The organism is Modestobacter excelsi (genome assembly GCF_005930495.1).
GTDB lineage: Bacteria > Actinomycetota > Actinomycetes > Mycobacteriales > Geodermatophilaceae > Modestobacter > Modestobacter excelsi.
Genome location: NZ_SJEX01000094.1, coordinates 1 through 18423 on the forward strand (window position 1 = coordinate 1; position 18423 = coordinate 18423).

Genomic DNA, 18423 nt, shown 5'->3' on the forward strand with positions numbered 1-18423 from the left:
CGACGACCCCTGGGCGCCCCGCCGCCGCTGACCCCCCGCCGCGTCCACCCGGGATCAGGCTGCCCGGGTTCCCGAGGTGGTCGCGACACCCTGATCGACGGGGTGGCCGGCGTGCTGACCACCCGCGGCTGACCCCGCAGCACGCCGCCGCGACGTCAGACGGCGGAGCCGGCCTCCTGCGGCACGGCGACCGGCGGGCGCACCCGCCCACGCCTGCGGGAGACCGCGACACCGGCCAGGCAGACCACCCCGCCGACGACGGCGAGCGCCGGCGGGACCTCGTCGAGCAGCCACCAGCCGAGCAGCACGACGATCGGGGGCACCAGGTAGGTGGTCGCGCCCAGCCGCCCGGCGTCCGTCCGGGACAGCGCGTAGGCCCAGGTGCTGAAGGCCAGCGCCGTCGGGACGGCGCCGAGGTAGACCACCCCGGCGATCGAGGACGCCGGCGCCGACCCCAGGTCCTCGACCAGGGCGCCGGCCCACGGCAGGCAGCAGACCGCGCCCATCGCGCACGCGGTGAAGGTGACCTGCAGCGGCGGCAGCCGGCGCAGCAGCGGCTTCTGCGCCACCACCCCGGCGGCGTAGGTGACCGCAGCGACCACGCACAGCACGACGCCGGCGAGGTCGGCCCCGGCGTCCCGGGTGGCGAGGCCGATGAGCAGGACCCCGCAGAACGCGACGCCGAGCCCCACGACCAGCCAGCGCGGGAAGCCCTCGCCGAGCAGCAGCCCGGCGAACACCGCGATGAGCACCGGACCGATGTTCACCAGCATCGCGGTGGTGCCCGCGTCGAGGTGCTGCTCGGCGGCGTTGAGCGCCAGGTTGTAGATGCCGAACCAGCCCACCCCGCAGACGACCAGCAACCGCCACTCAGCGGCGGTGGGCGGGGTCCAGCCCCGGGGGGCGAGCAGCGCGCCGAGCACGACCGTGCCGACGGCGAGCCTGCCCAGCGCCAGTGCTCCGGGCGAGAGGTCCTCCCCCACCGCCCGGATGCCGATGAACGCCGACGCCCAGGCCAGCACGGTGACCGCGACGGCGAGCAGGGTCAGGGGGGCGCGGGTCGCGGTGGGCACGGGGACGACCCTAGGGACGCGCTCCGACGGGATCCGGCGGTTCCCGGCCGTGGCACTGCGGCTGGCCGTCCTGCCCCGGACATCGGCCGGATCGTTGCGGTCGGCCCGACCTGTCGGTGCGATGCGGGACCATGCCGGCATGCCGACGGAGTCCCGCCACGTGACCGTGTCCATCGAGCGACCGGCGGGCCAGGTGTACGCCTGGGTCCGGGACCCGGCCCACCTGCCCCGGTGGGCGGCCGGCCTGGCCGCGGGGATCCGGCGGGAGCGCGGTGAGTGGGTGGCCGACTCCCCGATGGGCCGGGTCCTGGTGCGGTTCGTGCCGGTCAACGAGTACGGCGTCCTGGACCACGACGTCGTCCTGCCCGACGGGACGGTGACGACCAACGCGGTGCGGGTGCTCGCCGACGGCGAGGACAGCGAGGTGGTCTTCACGCTGCGCCGCCTGCCCGGCACGACCGACGAGGCGTTCACCGCCGACGCCGACGCGATCACCGCCGACCTCGCCACCCTGAAGCGGCTGCTCGAGGCGGGCTGACCGGTCCTCCGGCGCGGAGCGCGCCCGGAGGGCGGGGGCGACGAGGACGACCCGGTCGTGCCGCGGGCCGACATGACCACGGACATGACCACGGAGGCGCTGGACACGCTCTCCTCGGACCGCGACGGGTTCTACCTGCTCGACCGTGGTCACCGTCGCGGCGGCCCCTCATGCGTCCTGCTGCGGACATGGACCGGCCCGGCTCCCGGGGATCGGGAGCCGGGCCGGCCGGACGGACGGACGGGCGATCAGCGCCGGTGGTGGTCCCGCCGGTCGAGGTCGGAGGGGTCCGCCCCGCCGGCGTCCACGGTGTGCCGGCCGGTGGAGCCCAGCGCGGGCCCGGTGCCCCCGGCGAAGCCGTCCTCGGCAGCGAGCGCCGCCTTCATCTCCGCCGGCGCGACGGCCCGCGCCAGGTGCCAGCCCGCCACCGCGACGATCGACCCCAGGGCGATGCCGCCGAGCGAGTACTCGTCGCTGAAGACCAGGTTCACGTTGCCGATCCCGATGATGATCCCGGCCGCGAGTGGCACCAGGTTGATCGGGTTGGCGAAGTCGACCCGGTTCTCCTTCCAGATCTTGGCGCCGAGCAGGCCGATCATCCCGTAGAGGACGACGGTGATCCCGCCGAGCACCCCGCCGGGGATGGCGTTGACCAGCGCGCCGAACTTGGGGCACAGGCCGAGCAGCAGGGCGACGATCGCGGCGACGTAGTAGGCCGCGGTCGAGTAGACGCGGGTGGCGGCCATGACGCCGATGTTCTCCGCGTAGGTGGTGGTCGGCGAGCCACCCACCGACGTGGCGACCACGGTGCCGAGGCCGTCGGCGAAGATCGCCCGCCCCAGCACCGGGTCGAGGTCGCGCTTGGTCATCGCCGCGACCGCCTTGACGTGGCCGGCGTTCTCGGCGATGAGGGCGATGACCGCCGGGAGGACGAGCAGGCTGAAGTTCACCGAGAAGTGCGGTGCCGTGAAGGTCGGCAGCCCGATCCAGTCCGCCGTCCCGACGCCGGACAGGTCCAGCCGGTCGTGCGTGGTCGCCTCCGTGGCGCCGCCGAGGACCGAGGTGATCGGACCGGCGGTGGCGTCGAGCAGGGCGGAGAGCAGGTAGCCGAAGACCAGACCCAGCAGGATGGAGATGCGGGCCCAGAAGCCGCGCAGCATGAGCGAGGCGAGGATGACGAACACCATCGTGGCCAGCCCGACCCACTGGTCCTGCGGCCAGTAGGTGTTGGCCACCACCGGCGCCAGGTTGAACCCGATGATGAGGACGACGGCGCCGGTCACCGCGGGCGGCAGGACGGCGTTGATCGCCCGCGGACCCATCGCGTTGATCAGCAGGCCGACGAGCGCCAGCACGACGCCGGACACGAGGATCGACCCGACGACGTCGCCGGAGTTCCCGCCGTTGGCCCGGATCGCCAGCACGCCGCCCACGAAGGCGGCACTGGTGCCCAGGTAGGAGGGCACCTGCCCCTTCACCACGAGCAGGAAGACGATGGTCGCGACACCGCTCATCATGATCGCGAGGTTCGGGTCCAGCCCCATGATCAGCGGGAAGACGAACGTCGCTCCGAACATCGCGACGACGTGCTGGGCGCCGATCCCGATCGTGCGCGGCCAGGAGAGCCGTTCGTCCGGCGCCACCGACTCCCCTACGGGCGGGGTCTTGCCATCCCCGTACAGCTTCCAGCCCAACGCCATCAGGTCCTCCTCGAACGGCAGCTGAGCCAAGTAGCTCAGCGCTGAGGAATCGCACACTGGCAGACCGGACACGCCGACACCAGGGGCTTGGTGTCACGTTCGTGTTTCGGCCCCCTTGCAGGGTCCCGCCGCGAGCGAGCGAGTGGCGGGGGGCAAGGGGGTCCTTCGTCACACGAGCGACTCCAGGCCGTCGTCCAGCACGAGGGCCGCGATGCTCTCCACCGGTGGCCGGTGCGGCTGGTCAAGCCCCCTCATCCGCGCCGCGTGCAGGGCCAGCAGCAGGTTCAACCGCAGCGTCGGGTCGGTGGTGAAGGGACCCAGCAACCGCTCGAGCTTGCCGATCCGGTACCGCATCGTGTTGTAGTGGAAGTGCAGCCGGCGCGCGGACTCCGCGACGTTGAGGTTGGTCTCCAGCAGGACCCGCAGCGTGTCGCGCAGGTCGGTCGAGTCCGGGTCGCCGCCGGAGTCGGCCAACGGGCCGAGCACCTCGTCGACGTAGGAGCGCAGCTCGTTGCTGTCCGGGATCAGCGACAGGAGCCGGAACACCCCGAGCTGGTCGAAGTGGGTGACCGCGTGCCCGCCGTGGATCTCCTGGCCCACCACCAGCGCGCGCTGCGCCTGCTGGTAGGCCTCGGCCAACGCCGACAGCGACTCCGCCGGGCGCCCGATCCCGGTGCCGAGCAGCCGGCCGACCCGGCGCAGTCGCGCGTTGACCCGGGCGGTGACCGCGGCGACCAGGGCGGAGAGCTCCTCGGGGGTGCGCCCGTCCAGCGGCAGCACGGTGACGATCTCGGTCGCCAGTCCGGCGACCGCGGCGCCGGCCACCTCGGCGTCCACCGCGGCGCGCCAGCCGTCGGCGAGGCGGTCCAGCACGTCCAGCGCCCGGGTGGGGTCGGCGCTGGCGTCGGCCACCGTCTCGGTGCCGCTCACCAGGACGACGACCGGCCCGTCGAGCCGCCAGCCGAAGGACCGGGTGTAGGCCAGCGTCCGCTCGGTGTGCCCGACGACGCCACCGACCAGCCGGCGCACCAGGTCGCCCTGGAAGCGCAGCTCGACCGAGTGCACGGCCTGCGAGCGGATCTCCGACAGCGCGGCGATGACGGCGGCCTGCTCGAGGACCGCACCCGCGCCCAGCAGCATGGGGCCGTGCCGGTTCACCGCGACCAGCCAGCCGTGCCGCTGCTCGCCGGCCATGATCGGCGCGACGGCGTACTCCCCGGTCCCGCCGGGCAGCTCGTGGTGCCCGGGGACGAGCAGGATGCCGTCGGCGGGCGACAGGTCGGCATCGGCGAGCACGTCGGCCGGGGTGACCACGCTCTGGTCGGCCCGGTTGCCCGACAACCGCCGGGACGGCGTCAGGTCGGCGAAGGCGTCGTCCGCCGCCGCGTCCAGCAGCCACAGCCAGTCACGGATCTCGGCGACCTCCTCCGGCGGGCCGGCGCTGAACGCGACCTCGCGGTCCGGCCCCAGCCCGAGCACCGCGGCGCCGGCGAGGATGGTGGACGCCTGGGCGGTCACCTCGGCCAGCCCACCGCCGGACAGCGCGACGTCGATGAACTGGTTGTGCATCCGATTGGCGAGCGAGAGCGCCTGGGTCTGCTTGTCGATGATCGCGCCGAGCACCTCGGCGACGACCTCGTCCAGCCGGGTGCTGCTGGGCAGCGCGAGCACCGGGAAGCCACGGCGGTCGGCCTCGGCGAGGACCTCGGCCGGCATCTCCCCTGCCACGCTGCCCGGGCCGGCCTCGGAGCGGTAGGCCAGCGCGCCGCTGCCACCGCGCTGCAGCCGCTCGATGAGCGCCCGGCTCTGCGCCGGGTCCGCCTGCGGCAACCGGCCGCCCAGCACGACCAGCACGTCCGGGCCGGCGCCGGCGAGCGGCTCGGCCGGGTCGTCGACGGCGACGTGCCGCACGATGCGCCGGGTGCCGGTGGCACCTCCGACGACGATCGTGCCCTCGAGGCCGGGCAGCTCCAGCAGCTGGTCGACGGTGAGCCCCATGCTGTCCTGCAGGGTGCTCCGGTCGGCCGGCGGGACCTGCGACAGGACCGGTTCAGCAGACGGCGACACGGTACTGAAAGTAGCCGCCCGATCGCTGTGAGCGGCGTAGATCACGGATGCCTCACGTTCAGTCACTGTACGTACCCCCAAAACGCCGTGCACGAGACATCTGCACGAGATTCTGTCAGACGTCTCTGGACGGCAGTAGCCGAGCTTGGCGAGAATCGCCATACAGGCATCGGGGACGCGCCACTTAGGTTCGTTGCCCGGGACCTGTGCCGGCTCGGATGGTAGGCCGCCTGCGTTCCCGCGGGTCGGTCGACCTCCGTCCGGCGGAGGGGACCGGGACGGGGTCAGCCCAAGACAGGCTCCGTCGACCGCACGGGTGGAGGGCACATGCGCACCTACGAGAGCACCGACGGACAGACTGCCGCCGGTAGCCAGCAGACCACGACCCACCGCACTCCGCACTCCGGGCGGGCGGCACGGGCAGGCGTACCCACGATCCACCTGCCGCACACCACGGAACGGCACGGATCCGGGCACGGCCGCGCGTCCGTGCCGGCCCAGGCCAGCACCGGGGTCGCCGAGCTGCTCCGTGGCCCCGTCCGGTCGGCCCGGGTGCTGCTCAGCGTCCCGGCGGCGGTGTACCTCACCGTGCAGACGCCCTCGGGTCCCGACGTCGTCGGCGTGCTGGCCTCCGATGCGGCACGGCTGCCGCTGGGCTGCGTGCTGTTCCGGCCCTCGAACGGGCGACCGCTGGTGTCGGTGCCCAGCGGCGCACCCGCGCAGGTGGGCGGTGGCCGGCTGGTCGTCGGTGACCTGACGGTGAGTGCCGCGTCCTGGTGGGACCCGCGGCCCAAGCTGCCCACGGCGCAGCCGGCGCTGCTGCCCGAGGGCGTCCGCCAGCTGCGCGCGGCGCTCTACGGCGAGGGCGTGCCGCACAGCGCGTTCGTGCTGCCCGGCCTGCCCAGCGGTCCCAGCGGCCCGCTCGCCGCGCTGCGCGGCGCGGTCCGCCGGGCCGACCTCGACGCAGCGCTGCGCACCGCCACCCGGCTCGTCGGGCTGGGCCCCGGGCTGACCCCCGCCGGTGACGACGTGCTGGCCGGGACCACCGCCGGGCTGGTGCTGCTCGGGCACCCCGCGGCCGAGCGCTTCGGCGCCGGGGTCACCGCGCTGGCCGCCGGCCGGACCACCGAGCTCTCCCGGGCGCTGCTGCGGCACGCCGCAGCCGGTCGGGTCAGCGGCGAGTTCGCCGCGGTGCTCCGCGGGCTGGTGGGCGACGGGGCGCTCGCCCCGGCGATCCGGGCGCTGCTGGCGACCGGGTCGACCAGTGGCCGGGCTCTCGGGCTGGGGCTGTGCACCGCGATCGACCTGGTGGACCGCACCACCCGCCCGCGCTGACCGAGCCGGCCCGGGTCAGCCGCCCGGGCCGGGGAGCAGCGGGCCGAGGGAGTCCCACTGCGCGATCTGGCAGCCGTTCGTGCGGGCGAGCGCCAGGTCGACGTCCCTCCCGGCCCACCGGCCGGTGACGTGCGCGGTCTGCGGCCCGCCGTACTGCTGGCTGCACACCTGGTCGCCGGGCAGTGCCGCGAAGGGGTCCGCCAGGCCCCGCAGGTGCGCACACACCCCGGCGGGGTCCAGCAGGTCGCCGGTCGCCGGCTCGGCGCAGCTCAGCGTCCAGCGCTCGGGCGGCCCGCCCCCGCCGCGGTCCAGCACGACGACCAGCTCCCCGGTGGCCGGCCCGGTGGACGACGGAGCCGACGACGGTGCCGACGACGGTGCCGACGACGGTGCCGACGACGGTGCCGACGACGGTGCCGACGACGGTGCCGGGGCCGCTCCACCGTCCGACCCACAGGCGGAGAGCAGCAGCGCACCGAGCACCACGGCCGCTGAGATGCCCGGTGACGTGCTGGAACGGCCACCCTCCAGGGCCCCGCGCCGAGCTCGCGAGGCGTGGGGGGAAGGGTGGTCCTCCATCAGATGCGGGAGGCGGCGATGCTGGTGACCAGGATCGCCCGGGCGCCGAGCTCCCACAGCTCGTCCATCACCCGGTTGGTGTCGTCCTTGAGCACCATGGCGCGCACGGCGGACCAGTTCTCGGTCTGCAGCGGGCTGACCGTCGGCCCCTCGAGGCCGGGGGTGAGCGCGGTGGCCCGGGCCAGCAGCTCGTCCGGGCAGTCGTAGTCCAGCATCACGTACCGCCGGGCGACCAGGACACCCTGCAGCCGGCGGCGCAGCTGCGCGACGGCGGGGACGTCCTCGGCACCGGCCCGGCGGACCAGCACCGCCTCGCTGGCCAGCACCGGGTCGCCGATGATCCGCAGACCGGCCGCACGCAGCGTCGTCCCGGTCTCCACGACGTCGCAGACCGCGTCGGCGACGCCCAGCCGGCAGGCGGTCTCCACCGCACCGTCCAGCTTGACCACCGAGGCCTTCATGCCCGACTCGTCCAGGAACCGCTGCAGCAGCCCCGGGTAGGCGGTGGCGATCCGCCTGCCCTCCAGCTTGGCGACCTCGTCGACCGGGGAGTCGGCCGGGCTGGCGAAGCGGAAGGACGAGCGACCGAAGCCGAGCGGCATGACCTCGGCGGCGACCGTGCCCTCACCGTCGGTCGGCGTGGTCTCCAGCAGCATGTCGCGCCCGGTGATGCCGACGTCCAGGGTGCCGGCGGCGACGTAGACGGCGATGTCCCGCGGCCGGAGGTAGAAGAACTCGGTGTCGTTCTCCGGGTCGTAGACCGCCAGCTCGCTGGTGGTCCGGCGCTGCCGGTACCCGCTCTCGGCGAGCATCGCGGCCGCGGGCTCGCTCAGGACCCCCTTGTTCGGGACAGCGACGCGCAGCACAGCAGGAGCTCCTCGGTGAGGTGGTGGAACGGCCCCCTCGCAGGGTCCCGGCCCGAGCGGAGCGAGGGTCGGGGGGCGAGGGGGTCCTTCGTCACAGGTGAGCGTAGACGTCGTCGAGGGAGAGCCCGCGCGTGAGCATGAGCACCTGCACCCGGTAGAGGAGCTGGCTGATCTCCTCCGCCGTCCGGCCGGCGTCCTCGAACTCGGCGGCCATCCACGACTCGGCGGCCTCCTCGACGACCTTCTTGCCGGCGGCGTGCACGCCGTCCCGCACGGCGGTGACCGTGCCCGACGCAGGGTCCCCGGCCGCCACCTTGCCGCTCAGCTCGGTGAAGAGCTCGTCGAAGGACTTCACGCCTGCGCCACGCCGAAGCCGGTGCTCTGCCGGGGGGTGCGCAGGTCGCGCAGGACGAGCGCGGTCTGCAGCGCGGCGGCGGTCGCCTCCCAGCCCTTGTCCTCGGCCGAGTCGGCCATGCCGGCCCGGTCGCGGGCCTGCTGCTCGCCCTCGGTGGTGAGCACGCCGTTGCCCACCGGCTTGCCCGAGTCCAGCGCGACGCGGGTCAGCCCGGCGGTGAAGGAGTCGCAGACGTACTCGAAGTGCGGGGTCCCGCCGCGCACCACGACGCCGAGCGCGACCACGGCGTCGTGGGTGGCGGCCAGCGCCTGGGCGACCACGGGCAGCTCGATGGCACCGGGCACCCGGACCACGGTCGGCGTGGGGACGCCGGAGGCCTCGGCGCAGGCGACCGCCCGGCTGAGCAGCGACTCGGTGATCTCACCGTGCCAGGTGGTGGCCACGATGCCCAGGGTCAGGCCGGCGGCGTCGATCGGCTGCTGGGCGGGCGCTCCGGAGCCGCTCATGCGGGCTGCTCGTTCTGGCGCATCGGGACGTCGCTCCCCTCGGCGGCCGCCGGGCCGTCCGGTTCGATGATCTCCAACAGGTGTCCCATCCGGTCCCGCTTGGTGCGCAGGTAACCGACGTTGTCCACGGTCACGTGCGTGGGCAGCGAGACCCGGCCGGTGATCTTGAGACCGTAGCCCTCCAGCCCGGCGCGCTTGGCCGGGTTGTTGGTCAGCAGGCGCATGGTGTGCACACCGAGGTCGACCAGGATCTGCGCGCCGGTGCCGTAGTCGCGGGCGTCGGCGGGCAGGCCGAGGTCGAGGTTGGCGTCGACGGTGTCCACGCCGGTGTCCTGCAGCTGGTAGGCCTGCAGCTTGTGCAGCAGGCCGATGCCCCGGCCCTCGTGCCCGCGGATGTAGAGGACGACGCCGCGGCCCTCGTGCGCGACGGCGGCCAGCGCGGCGTCCAGCTGCGGGCCGCAGTCGCAGCGCAGCGAGCCGAACACGTCGCCGGTGAGGCACTCGGAGTGCACCCGCACGAGCACGTCGTCGCCGTCGGCGATGTCGCCGTAGACGAAGGCCACGTGCTCGCGCTCGTCGTAGGAGCTGCGGTAGCCCACGGCGGTGAACTCCCCCGCCCGCAGCGGCACCCGGGCCTCGGCCACCCGCTCGACGAGCTTGTCGAAGCGCTTGCGGTAGGCGATCAGGTCGGCGATGGAGACCATGACCAGGTCGTGCTCGTCGGCGAAGACGCGCAGCTCCTCGCCCCGCGCCATGCCGATCGGGTCCTTCTCGCTGACGACCTCGCACAGCGTCCCGGAGGGGCGCAGGCCGGCCAGGACGGCGAGGTCGACGGCGGCCTCGGTGTGACCGGGGCGGCGGAGCACCCCGCCGTCCCTGGCGCGCAGCGGCACGATGTGGCCGGGGCGGGCCAGGTCGGTGGCGCTGGTCTCGGCCGAGGCGAGGGTGCGGATGGTGTGCGCCCGGTCCGCGGCGGAGATGCCGGTGGTCACGCCCTCCCGGGCGTCCACGGTCACGGTGTAGGCGGTGCCGCGGCGGTCCTGGTTCACCCGGAACATCGGCGGCAGGTCCAGCCGGTCGGCGTCCTCCTCGGAGACGGCGACGCAGATGTAGCCGGAGGTGTAGCGGACCATGAAGGCCACCAGCTCCGGGGTGGCGAGCTCGGAGGCGAAGATCAGGTCGCCCTCGTTCTCGCGGTCCTCGTCGTCGATGACCACGACGGGGCGGCCGCGCTTGATCGCCGCGATGGCGCTCTCCACGGAGTCCAGCGTGAACCCGCTCTGCACCTCGGTCACCGGCGTGCTCCCAACAGTCGCTCGACGTACTTCGCGATCACGTCCACCTCCAGGTTGACGGTGTCACCGGGAGCGCGCTCGCCCAGGGTGGTCTCACGCAGTGTGGTGGGGATCAGGCTGACCTCGAACCACGGCTCCGGGTCGTCCGCCAGCCCGCTGACGGTGAGGGAGACGCCGTCGACGGTGATCGACCCCTTCTCCACGACGTAGCGGGCCAGGTCGGCCGGGACGGCGATCCGCACGACCTCCCAGTCGTCGCCGGGCGTCCGGGACACCACGGTGCCCACCCCGTCGACGTGGCCCTGGACGATGTGCCCGCCCAGCCGGGTCTGCGGGGTGACGGCGCGCTCGAGGTTGACCGGGTCGCCGGCCCGGACGTCGCCCAGGCTGCTGCGCCGCAGCGTCTCGGCCATCACGTCGGTGCTCCAGACGCCGCCGTCGCCGTCGGGCTGGACGCCCGTGACGGTCAGGCAGACGCCGTTGACCGCGATCGAGTCGCCCAGGGCGACCCCCTCCAGCGCCTTGCGGGCCCGGATGCGCAGCACCGCACTGTCGGCGCCGTCCTGGCGCACGACCAGGGTGCCGAGCTCTTCCACGATGCCGGTGAACACCTCAGCTCCCTCCGCCGGTCGTTCCTGGCCCCCCAGTGTGCCGGGTGGACCGCAACCGGATCTGCACGTCCCCGCCCAGGCGGGTGACATCGGTGACGTGCAGGTGCAGCGCGGAGGTGATGGTGGTGATTCCCAGGTCCCCCACCAGCGAGGCGCCGGCGCCCAGCAGCTGGGGTGCGACGTGCACCACGGCCTCGTCGACGAGGCCGGCGGCGAGGAAGGCGGCGGCCAGCGTGGGACCGCCCTCGAGCAGCACCCGGCGGACGTCGCGGTCGTACAGCTCGGCGAGCAGGGCGGCGGGGTCCGTGGCCCGGCTGACGTGGGTCGGGGCGGCGGTGTCGTGCACGCGGGCGGTGGCCGGCACCCGGCCGCGGCGGTCGAGGACCACGCGCAGCGGCTGGCGCTCGGCATTGCGGCCGTCGGCGTCGCGGACGGTGAGCTGCGGGTCGTCGGCCAGCGCCGTCCCGGAGCCGACGAGCACGGCATCGCAGCCGGCCCGCAGCCGGTGCACCTCGGCCCGGGCCTCGGGTCCGGTGATCCACCGGCTGGTGCCGTCGGCGGCGGCGACCCGGCCGTCCAGGGTGCTGGCCACCTTCCACACCACGTGCGGCCGGTGTTCGGTGACGCCGGTGAGCCAGGCGGCGAGCGCGCCGACCTCGGCCTCGGCCTGCTCGGCTCCGAGCACCACGTCGATGCCGGCCGCGCGCAGCCGCACGGCCCCGCCACCGGCCAGCCGGGTCGGCTCGGGGACGGCGACGACCACCCGGGCGACCCCGGCGGCGACCAGGGCGTCGGCGCACGGCCCGGTGCGGCCGGTGTGCGCGCACGGCTCGAGGGTGACGACGGCGGTGCCGCCGCGGGCCCGCTCGCCGGCCTGGGCCAGCGCCTGCACCTCGGCGTGCGGTCCACCGGGCGGCGACGTGGCACCCTCCCCCACCACCGTGCCGGCGGCGTCGAGGAGCACCGCGCCGACCGGCGGGTTGGGGCTCGTGGTGCCGAGGACCCGGAGCCCGAGCGCGCGGGCACGGGCCATCGCCGCCTGCTCGGCGGGGGTCACCGGACGGCCAGTGCCCGCAGTCCGGCGATCGCCGCGGCGGGGTCGTCCGCGCCGTAGACGGCGGAGCCGGCGACGAAGACGTCGGCCCCGGCGTCAGCGGCCTCGATGATGGTGTCGGCGTTGATGCCGCCGTCGACCTCGAGGAACAGCTGCAGGTGACCGGTCTGCACCAGCCGGCGGGCCTCCCGGACCTTGGGGAGCACCTCGGGCATGAAGGACTGACCGCCGAAGCCGGGTTCGACGGTCATCACGAGCAGGGTGTCGAACTCCGGCAGCACGTCGAGGTAGGCCTCCAGCGGGGTGCCCGGCTTCAGTGCCAGTCCGGCGAGGGCCCCGGCGGCCTTGAGGTCCCGCGCCACCGCGCGCGGGTCGCGGCACGCCTCGGCGTGCACCGTGACGTTGCGGGCGCCGGCCTCGGCGTAGCCCGGGGCCCAGCGCTCGGGGTCCTCGATCATCAGGTGGCAGTCCAGCGGCACCGGGCTGACCCGCTGGATCGCCTGCACGACCGGGAGGCCCAGGGTCAGGTTGGGCACGAAGTGGGCGTCCATGACGTCGACGTGCACCCAGTCGGCGTCGGCGATCCGCTGGACCTCGTCGGCGAGCCGGGCGAAGTCCGCGGACAGCAGGCTGGGCGCGATCATGGGTTCCCGGGACACGGGGAGATCGTAGGTGGCGCGCCACCTCCACCCCGCCGTGTGCCGTCAGCCCGAGCCGACGACGGCGCGCTCGCGGGCGGCCGCCCACAGCAGCCGGCTGATCTGCTCCTCGTCGGGGTCGGTGAGCGGGTCCCCGGTCAGGTGCCGCCGCCGGTGGGACAGCGACGCCGTCACCCCGATCCACGGGGTGTGCAGCTCGGCCGGGTACCACGCCACCCGGCTGCCGAAGACCCCGTGCAACCGGCGCCGCTGCGCGGACCGGGCGATGACGACGGTCGGCGCCCGCGCCGGCCGCTGGCGCAGCAGCCAGCGCAGGGCGGCCAGGCCGTCGGCGTGGTGCACGTAGACGTCGCAGATGGAGATGACCGCGGGCTGGTCGTCCAGCGCTCGGAGCGCGAGGCCGACCAGGTCGCTCAGCGCGCCGGCGTCCCCACGCAGGTCACCGCGGGCGGCCACCACCACGACACCGTCCCGGTGGCGCACCTCCACGGTGAACCCGTCCGCCATCGTCACCCCCAGCCGCCGCCGCCGACTGCGGGGCGGGTCCGTTGCATCGGCGGGTGGGGGTCCCGGCAAACCTGGCAGCCGGGACCCCGACGGTTGGGCGTGACCCGGCGCGCGCGGCCGGCTGCGCTGCGTCCACGCAGGACGGGTCAGGCCCTGCGGCGCAGCAGGGCCATGAACATCGCGTCGGTGCCGTGCCGGTGCGGCCACAGCTGCGCGGAGTCCCCGCGGGCCAGCCCGGGCACCTCGGGGAACAGCGGCGCCACGGGCAGCACCTCCACGTCGTGCCGTGCCGCGGCCGCCGCCACGACGTCCACCGTCTCGGCGTCGTGCGGGGAGCAGGTCACGTAGGCCACCACCCCCCCGGGCCGCACCGAGGCCAGCGCGCCGTCCAGCAGCCGGCGCTGCAGGTCCGCCAGCGGAGCGACGTCGTCCGCGGTGCGCCGCCAGCGCACCTCGGGCCGGCGGCGCAGCGCGCCCAGCCCGGTGCAGGGCGCGTCGAGCAGCACCCGGTCGAAGGACCCGGCCGGCCAGCCCGGCTCGGTGCCGTCGGCGACCAGGACCTCGACGTCGTCCTCACCGGTGAGCGAGCCGCGCACCAGCTCGGCGCGGCGCTCGCTGCGGTCGGCGGCGGTGAGCCGCACCCCCGCGGGGCGGACGGCGGCCAGCAGCCCCGCCTTGCCGCCGGGGCCGGCGCACATGTCGAGCCAGGCGGCGTCCGGGCCCTCGAGGGGTGCGCGGACCAGCGCGAGCGCGGCGAGCTGGCTGCCCTCGTCCTGGACCGCCGCTGCGCCGGAGCGGACGGCGGCGAGCTTGCCGGGGTCGCCGCCCGGCAGCCGGACGGCGTACGGCGACCACGGCCCGGGCTCACCACCGGACTGCTCGGCGAGCTCCCCCCGGTCGATGTGCCGGGCTACCAGGTGCACCTCGGGCGCGGCGTCGTCGGCGAGCAGCGCCGCCTCGACCTCGGCCGGGTCGTCCAGCGCGTCCCGCCAGGCCTCGACGATCCAGCGCGGGTGGTCGGTGTGCAGCGACAGCCGGGCGACCTCGTCGGCCGGGGCGAGCCGGTCCAGCCAGGCGGCCCGGTCACCGCCCGCGGCGACCTTGCGCAGCACCGCGTTGACCAGGCCCGAGGCGCCGGTGCCGACGATCGCCCGGGTCAGCGCCACCGTGGTGTCGACCGCGGCGTGCGCCGGGACCCGCAGGTCGATGAGCTGGTAGGCGCCCAGCCGCAGCAGGTCCAGCACCTTGGGGTCCAGCTCGGCGAGCGGCCGGGACACCAGGGTGGCCAGGACGGCGTCCAGGGTGCCGGTGGCCCGCAGCGTGCCGTAGGCGAGCTGGGTGGCGAAGGCGGCGTCGCGCGGCTCGAGCTGGCGCTCGCGGAGCAGCTGGGGCAGCAGCAGGTTGGCGTAGGCGTCCCGGCTGGAGACGCCGTCGAGCACGTCGTAGGCGGTGAGCCGGGCGCCGTCCAGGACCGGCCGGTGCCGCCGGGACTGCGGCCGCTGGTTGCCGGTGCCCGGGTCGTTGCGCCGTTTGGAACCCGCGCGCCGGGCCGGGCCCGTCATGCGCCCACCTGCTCACCCAGGCGCTCGCCGGGCTCGGGCCGCGCGCCGCGGGCCCAGTCGAGGGCGGGCAGCATCCGCTTGCCCGCCGGCTGGACCTCGGTCAGCCGCACCGCGCCCCGCCCGGTGCCGGCCAGCACCCCGGTCGGGCCGACCGACAGCTCCCCCGGCTCCAGCGAGAGCGAGGACGACAGCGGCTCGACCGGCGCCAGCCGCAGCCGGTTGCCGCGCCAGGTGGTCCAGGCGCCGGGGGCCGGGGTGACACCGCGGACCCGGCGGTCGACGACGTGGGCCGGCAGCGTCCAGTCGACCCGCGCGTCCGCCGTCTCGATCCGCGGCGCGAGGCTCACCCCCTCGGCCGGCTGGGGTTCGGCGCGCAGCGAGCCGTCGGCGATGCCGTCCAGCGTGGCGACCAGCAGCCCGGCACCGCTGACCGCGAGCCGGTCGAGCAGGTCGCCGGCGGTGTCCCGGGGGCCGATCGGCTCGGTGACGACGCCGAAGACCGGGCCGGTGTCCAGGCCCGCCTCCAGCAGGAACGTCGCCGCCCCGGTGACCTCGTCGCCGGCCATGACCGCGTGCTGCACCGGGGCGGCACCGCGCCAGGCCGGCAGCAGGGAGAAGTGCAGGTTGACCCAGCCGTGCCGGGGCAGGTCCAGCGCCGCCGGGGGGACCAGCGCGCCGTAGGCCACCACCGGCGCGCAGTCGACGGCGAGGTCGCGCAGGGTCGCCAGGAACTCCGGCTCGCGGGGTGACCGAGGCTGGAGGACGGGGATGCCGGCGGCGTCGGCGCTCTCGGCCACCGGGGAGCGGCTGGTCCGCCGGCCCCGGCCGGCCGGGGCGTCCGGCCGGGTGAGGACGGCGGCCACCTCGTGGTCCGACCCGAGCAGCGCGTCCAGCGCCACCACGGCGGGGGCAGGGGTGCCGGCGAACAGGAGCCTCAGTGGGGGCTCACCTTCACGACCGGCGCCGGGAGGGGCGAGCCGTCGGGCAGGTAGGCCTGCTCGCCCTGCCAGGGGGCGCCCTGGAGCACCGACAGCGCCGCCTCGCGGGCCTCGGCGTCCAGCCGGTCGACGAACAGCACGCCGTCGAGGTGGTCGGTCTCGTGCTGGATGGCGCGGGCCAGCTTGTGCGAGCCCTCGACCCGGATCGGCTCGCCGTGCATGTTCCAGCCGGTGGCCGCCACGTAGAGGTGCCGGCGGCAGTCGAAGCGGAAGCCGGGGATCGACAGGCAGCCCTCGGCGTCCTCCTCGGTCTCCTCGCCCACCGGCGTGACGTCGGGGTTGACCAGGTGACCGACCTCGCCGTCGACGTACCAGGTGAAGACGCGCAGGCCGACGCCGATCTGCGGCGCGGCGATGCCCGCCCCGCCCGCGGCGTGCATGGTGTCGGTCAGGTCGGCGACGAGCTGGCGCAGCTCCGCGTCGAAGTCGACGACGGGGGCGGCCGGGGTGCGCAGCACCGGGTCGCCCATGATCCGGATGGGGGTGACGCTCACCGGACGATCGTAGGTGTCGCGCCGTGTGCCTCCAGGGGGCGACCTCCGCAGGGCGACGTCGCTACGGTGCCCGTGTGACCCCGTTCACGGCCCATCACGCCCGCGCCCTGGTGAGCAGCACCGTCGACGGACTGTCGGTCGGGCTGGCCGAGGCGGCCCTCGACCACCCAGCCCGCTCGCCCGCCCGCCGGCGGCTGTACCTGGCCGCGGGTTCCGCCGCGGCCCTGGACGCCGCGGTCCAGGAACTGCCCGCGCTCCGGCTGGCGGTGCGCGGGGTGGAACCGGAGCCGGTGAGCCCCGGGGAGCTGGCGAACTGGCTGGACCAGGGGCTGGTCACCGGTGCCTGGGGGCTGGCGGTGACCGTGGCCGACGGACCCCTGGCCCGGGTGCTGCGGCGACGCGGCGCGCGGCACCCGCACCTGCTGCTCGGGGTGGCCGTCGGCGTGGCCACCGCCGCCTCGACGCTCCCCGCCCGGTGGCGGCAGGCCACGATGCGCGCCCTCACCGACCGCGGGACGACGACGCTGGACGACGAGCTCGCGGCCCTGCTGGACTCACCCACGAGTTGAGTGGGCCCCCGTGCAGGAGCCGCGAGTGGTGGGGCGGCGGCCCCTCTTCAGGGGCCCGCGCCGAGCCTGCGAGGCGTGAGGGGAGAGGGGTCCTTCATCAGGCGAGCTCGAGCGGGTCCAGCTGGACGCGGACGTGCTCGGGTGCCTTCTTGGCGCTGCGGACCCCCTGCACCTCGTGCAGCGCGCGGGCCAGCGCCATCCCGTCGCTGCGCCGCACACGCACCAGGTAGCGCTCGCGCTCCCCCTCCTGCCCCGGGCGCGGCGGCTCGGGCACCGGCCCGAGGACGTCGGCGCCCTCGGGCAGCCGCAGCGCCGCCAGGAACTCGGCGAGCGCCGCCGGTGATGCCGACAGCGAGGCCATCCGGGTGATCGGCGGGAAGCCCAGCTCCCGCCGGTCGGCCAGCTCCCGGACGGCCAGCCCGGCGGGGTCCCAGCGCACCAGGGCCTGGACGACCGGGTGCGCGGCGTCGGCGGCGACCACCACCTGGCCGCCGGGACGGACCAGCGCGGCCGCGTTCGTCCAGCGGCGCATCGTCTCCTCCCCCGCCCGCAGGTCGGCGCGGCCGAGCAGCGCCCAGGAGTCCAGCAGCAGGGCGGCGCCGTACCCGCCCTCGGCCACCGGCTCGGCCCCCGGGGTGGCGACGACGATCGCCGGGTCGCCGGAGACCGTGGCGAGCACCCCGGAGGTCCGGCCGGAGACCCGCACCGCGGCCCCCGGGAACGCCCGGCCCAGCTCCTCCGCGGTGCGCGAGGCGCCGATGACGGCGGCCCGGAGCTTGGTGCCGTGGCAGTGCGGGCAGTCGAAGGTCGCCGCCGGCCGCGCGCACCAGCGGCACGCGGCGATCCGGACCCCGCCGGCTCCCGGCGACGGGGCGATCCCGAGCGGTCCGGCGCAGTGCGCGCAGCGGGCCGGGGCCCGGCAGCGGTCGCAGACCAGGGAGGGGACGTAGCCGGAGCGCGGCACCTGGATGAGCACCGGCGTCCCGTCGGCAAGCGCCCGGCGGGCGGCGGCGAACCCGAGCGTGGGCAGCCGGGCCGAGCGCGCCCCTGGGTCCCGGGCGAGCTCGAAGTCGCTGCCGAGCGCCTCCACCCGGGGCGCGGCCGCCCGCAGCGTGGCGCGGTCGGCGATCAGCTCGTGCGCCCAGCCGGACTCCACCAGCAGCGCGGCCTCGGCGGTGCGGGCGGTACCGGCGATGACCGCGGCGCAGGACGCCAGGTGGGCCCGGTGCACCAGCACGTCGCGGGCGTGCGGGTAGGGGGCGCGGGGCTCGGCGTGCAGGTCGTCGCCGTCGTCCCAGATCACCACCAGGCCGAGGTTGCGGACCGGGGCGAACACCGCGCCGCGGGTGCCCAGCACGACCTGGGCGGTGCCCCGCGAGGCCGACAGGAAGCGGCCGTAGCGGGTGTCGGGGGTGGCGTCGGCGCGCAGCACCGCGACCGACCCGGCCGGCAGCAGCCGCTCGGCCGCGGCGGCCAGCCGGTCCAGGTCCTTGCCGTCGGGGACGACCACGAGCGCGCCGCGGCCGCCGGACAGCGCCGCCTGGGCCAGCTCGGCCAGCCGGGTGGGCCAGTCCTCCCCCGGCAGCGCGGTCCACACCGCCCGGGCGGGGTGGCCCGCGGCGACGGCGCCGAGCAGCTCCGGTCCGGTCGGGTAG

Annotated in this window: 19 protein-coding genes; 3 read left to right on the forward strand and 16 right to left on the reverse strand. The window is 75.7% G+C overall.

From position 1 onward, the window contains the following. Positions 1-155: 155 nt before the first annotated feature. The gene (locus FHL80_RS21950) at positions 156-1073 is read right to left on the reverse strand and encodes a DMT family transporter (protein ID WP_138735469.1); all 918 of its coding nucleotides are present in this window, start codon (positions 1071-1073) and stop codon (positions 156-158) included. Positions 1074-1212: 139 nt separating this feature from the next. Between FHL80_RS21950 and FHL80_RS21955 the strand changes: the two genes are divergently transcribed. Next, complete coding sequence (locus FHL80_RS21955) at positions 1213-1611, forward strand: SRPBCC family protein (protein WP_138735470.1); 399 nt, start codon at positions 1213-1215, stop codon at positions 1609-1611. A 248-nt stretch (positions 1612-1859) separates the two neighbouring features. Here FHL80_RS21955 and FHL80_RS21960 read toward each other — a convergent pair whose 3' ends face one another. Together FHL80_RS21960 and FHL80_RS21965 are read right to left on the reverse strand one after the other, a co-directional pair. Beyond that, the gene (locus tag FHL80_RS21960; RefSeq protein ID WP_138735471.1) at positions 1860-3311 is read right to left on the reverse strand and encodes a uracil-xanthine permease family protein; all 1452 of its coding nucleotides are present in this window, start codon (positions 3309-3311) and stop codon (positions 1860-1862) included. A gap of 168 nt (positions 3312-3479) precedes the next feature. Continuing rightward, a complete protein-coding gene (locus FHL80_RS21965; protein WP_246078870.1) occupies positions 3480-5378 on the reverse strand; it encodes a PucR family transcriptional regulator in 1899 nt (632 codons plus the stop codon). Between the two features lie 327 nt (positions 5379-5705). On the opposite strand from FHL80_RS21965, the gene FHL80_RS21970 reads away from it, so the two are divergent. After that, entirely contained in the window at positions 5706-6713 is a 1008-nt protein-coding gene (locus FHL80_RS21970; RefSeq protein ID WP_138735473.1) for an oxamate carbamoyltransferase subunit AllH family protein, read from the forward strand. Positions 6714-6728: 15 nt separating this feature from the next. Here the strand turns inward: FHL80_RS21970 and FHL80_RS21975 are convergent, their stop codons facing one another. The 12 genes from FHL80_RS21975 to def form a co-directional block, all read right to left on the reverse strand. Further along, entirely contained in the window at positions 6729-7199 is a 471-nt protein-coding gene (locus tag FHL80_RS21975) for an SSI family serine proteinase inhibitor (protein ID WP_216870955.1), read from the reverse strand. A gap of 92 nt (positions 7200-7291) precedes the next feature. After that, positions 7292-8158, reverse strand: a complete 867-nt coding sequence (gene hisG, locus FHL80_RS26845; RefSeq protein ID WP_138735474.1) for an ATP phosphoribosyltransferase — start codon at positions 8156-8158, stop codon at positions 7292-7294. Between the two features lie 91 nt (positions 8159-8249). Continuing rightward, complete coding sequence (locus tag FHL80_RS21985; protein WP_026845055.1) at positions 8250-8513, reverse strand: phosphoribosyl-ATP diphosphatase; 264 nt, start codon at positions 8511-8513, stop codon at positions 8250-8252. Further along, complete coding sequence (ribH, locus tag FHL80_RS21990) at positions 8510-9019, reverse strand: 6,7-dimethyl-8-ribityllumazine synthase (protein ID WP_138735475.1); 510 nt, start codon at positions 9017-9019, stop codon at positions 8510-8512. The genes FHL80_RS21985 and ribH overlap by 4 nt, the downstream gene beginning before the upstream one ends. Then, positions 9016-10314: a bifunctional 3,4-dihydroxy-2-butanone-4-phosphate synthase/GTP cyclohydrolase II gene (locus tag FHL80_RS21995; protein ID WP_138735476.1), complete on the reverse strand. Its 1299-nt coding sequence runs from the start codon at positions 10312-10314 to the stop codon at positions 9016-9018. Before FHL80_RS21995 ends, ribH begins: the two co-directional genes overlap by 4 nt. Further along, a complete protein-coding gene (locus tag FHL80_RS22000) occupies positions 10311-10925 on the reverse strand; it encodes a riboflavin synthase (RefSeq protein ID WP_138735477.1) in 615 nt (204 codons plus the stop codon). Before FHL80_RS22000 ends, FHL80_RS21995 begins: the two co-directional genes overlap by 4 nt. 1 nt (position 10926) lies before the next feature. Continuing rightward, positions 10927-11958 carry a bifunctional diaminohydroxyphosphoribosylaminopyrimidine deaminase/5-amino-6-(5-phosphoribosylamino)uracil reductase RibD gene (gene ribD, locus FHL80_RS22005; RefSeq protein WP_138735485.1) on the reverse strand — a complete coding sequence of 344 codons (1032 nt, stop codon included), beginning with the start codon at positions 11956-11958 and terminating at the stop codon, positions 10927-10929. Between the two features lie 20 nt (positions 11959-11978). Next, the gene (gene rpe / locus FHL80_RS22010; RefSeq protein WP_138735478.1) at positions 11979-12638 is read right to left on the reverse strand and encodes a ribulose-phosphate 3-epimerase; all 660 of its coding nucleotides are present in this window, start codon (positions 12636-12638) and stop codon (positions 11979-11981) included. Positions 12639-12683: 45 nt separating this feature from the next. Next, positions 12684-13145 (reverse strand): hypothetical protein, encoded by a 462-nt coding sequence (locus FHL80_RS22015; protein WP_138735479.1) that lies wholly within the window; start codon positions 13143-13145, stop codon positions 12684-12686. A gap of 146 nt (positions 13146-13291) precedes the next feature. Then, a complete protein-coding gene (locus FHL80_RS22020) occupies positions 13292-14707 on the reverse strand; it encodes an RsmB/NOP family class I SAM-dependent RNA methyltransferase (RefSeq protein ID WP_138735480.1) in 1416 nt (471 codons plus the stop codon). Further along, positions 14704-15645 (reverse strand): methionyl-tRNA formyltransferase, encoded by a 942-nt coding sequence (fmt, locus tag FHL80_RS22025; RefSeq protein ID WP_138735481.1) that lies wholly within the window; start codon positions 15643-15645, stop codon positions 14704-14706. Before fmt ends, FHL80_RS22020 begins: the two co-directional genes overlap by 4 nt. Beyond that, positions 15642-16199, reverse strand: a complete 558-nt coding sequence (def, locus tag FHL80_RS22030) for a peptide deformylase (RefSeq protein ID WP_026845064.1) — start codon at positions 16197-16199, stop codon at positions 15642-15644. The genes fmt and def overlap by 4 nt, the downstream gene beginning before the upstream one ends. Before the next feature lie 74 nt (positions 16200-16273). Between def and FHL80_RS22035 the strand changes: the two genes are divergently transcribed. Then, positions 16274-16768, forward strand: a complete 495-nt coding sequence (locus FHL80_RS22035; protein WP_138735482.1) for a hypothetical protein — start codon at positions 16274-16276, stop codon at positions 16766-16768. A gap of 97 nt (positions 16769-16865) precedes the next feature. Here the strand turns inward: FHL80_RS22035 and FHL80_RS22040 are convergent. Further along, positions 16866-18423 (reverse strand): primosome assembly protein PriA (locus FHL80_RS22040; protein ID WP_138735483.1); only part of this gene is annotated, 1558 nt, incomplete at its 5' end.

What these genes read in the sequence shown, in the direction of transcription:
- FHL80_RS21960 (WP_138735471.1), bottom strand. Translation starts at nt 3,311, where the DNA reads ATGGCGTTGGGCTGGAAGCTGTACGGGGATGGCAAGACCCCGCCCGTA.
- ribH (WP_138735475.1), bottom strand. Translation starts at nt 9,019, where the DNA reads ATGAGCGGCTCCGGAGCGCCCGCCCAGCAGCCGATCGACGCCGCCGGC.
- FHL80_RS21970 (WP_138735473.1), top strand. Translation starts at nt 5,706, where the DNA reads ATGCGCACCTACGAGAGCACCGACGGACAGACTGCCGCCGGTAGCCAG.
- FHL80_RS21955 (WP_138735470.1), top strand. Translation starts at nt 1,213, where the DNA reads ATGCCGACGGAGTCCCGCCACGTGACCGTGTCCATCGAGCGACCGGCG.
- FHL80_RS22015 (WP_138735479.1), bottom strand. Translation starts at nt 13,145, where the DNA reads ATGGCGGACGGGTTCACCGTGGAGGTGCGCCACCGGGACGGTGTCGTG.
- ribD (WP_138735485.1), bottom strand. Translation starts at nt 11,958, where the DNA reads ATGGCCCGTGCCCGCGCGCTCGGGCTCCGGGTCCTCGGCACCACGAGC.
- FHL80_RS22020 (WP_138735480.1), bottom strand. Translation starts at nt 14,707, where the DNA reads ATGACGGGCCCGGCCCGGCGCGCGGGTTCCAAACGGCGCAACGACCCG.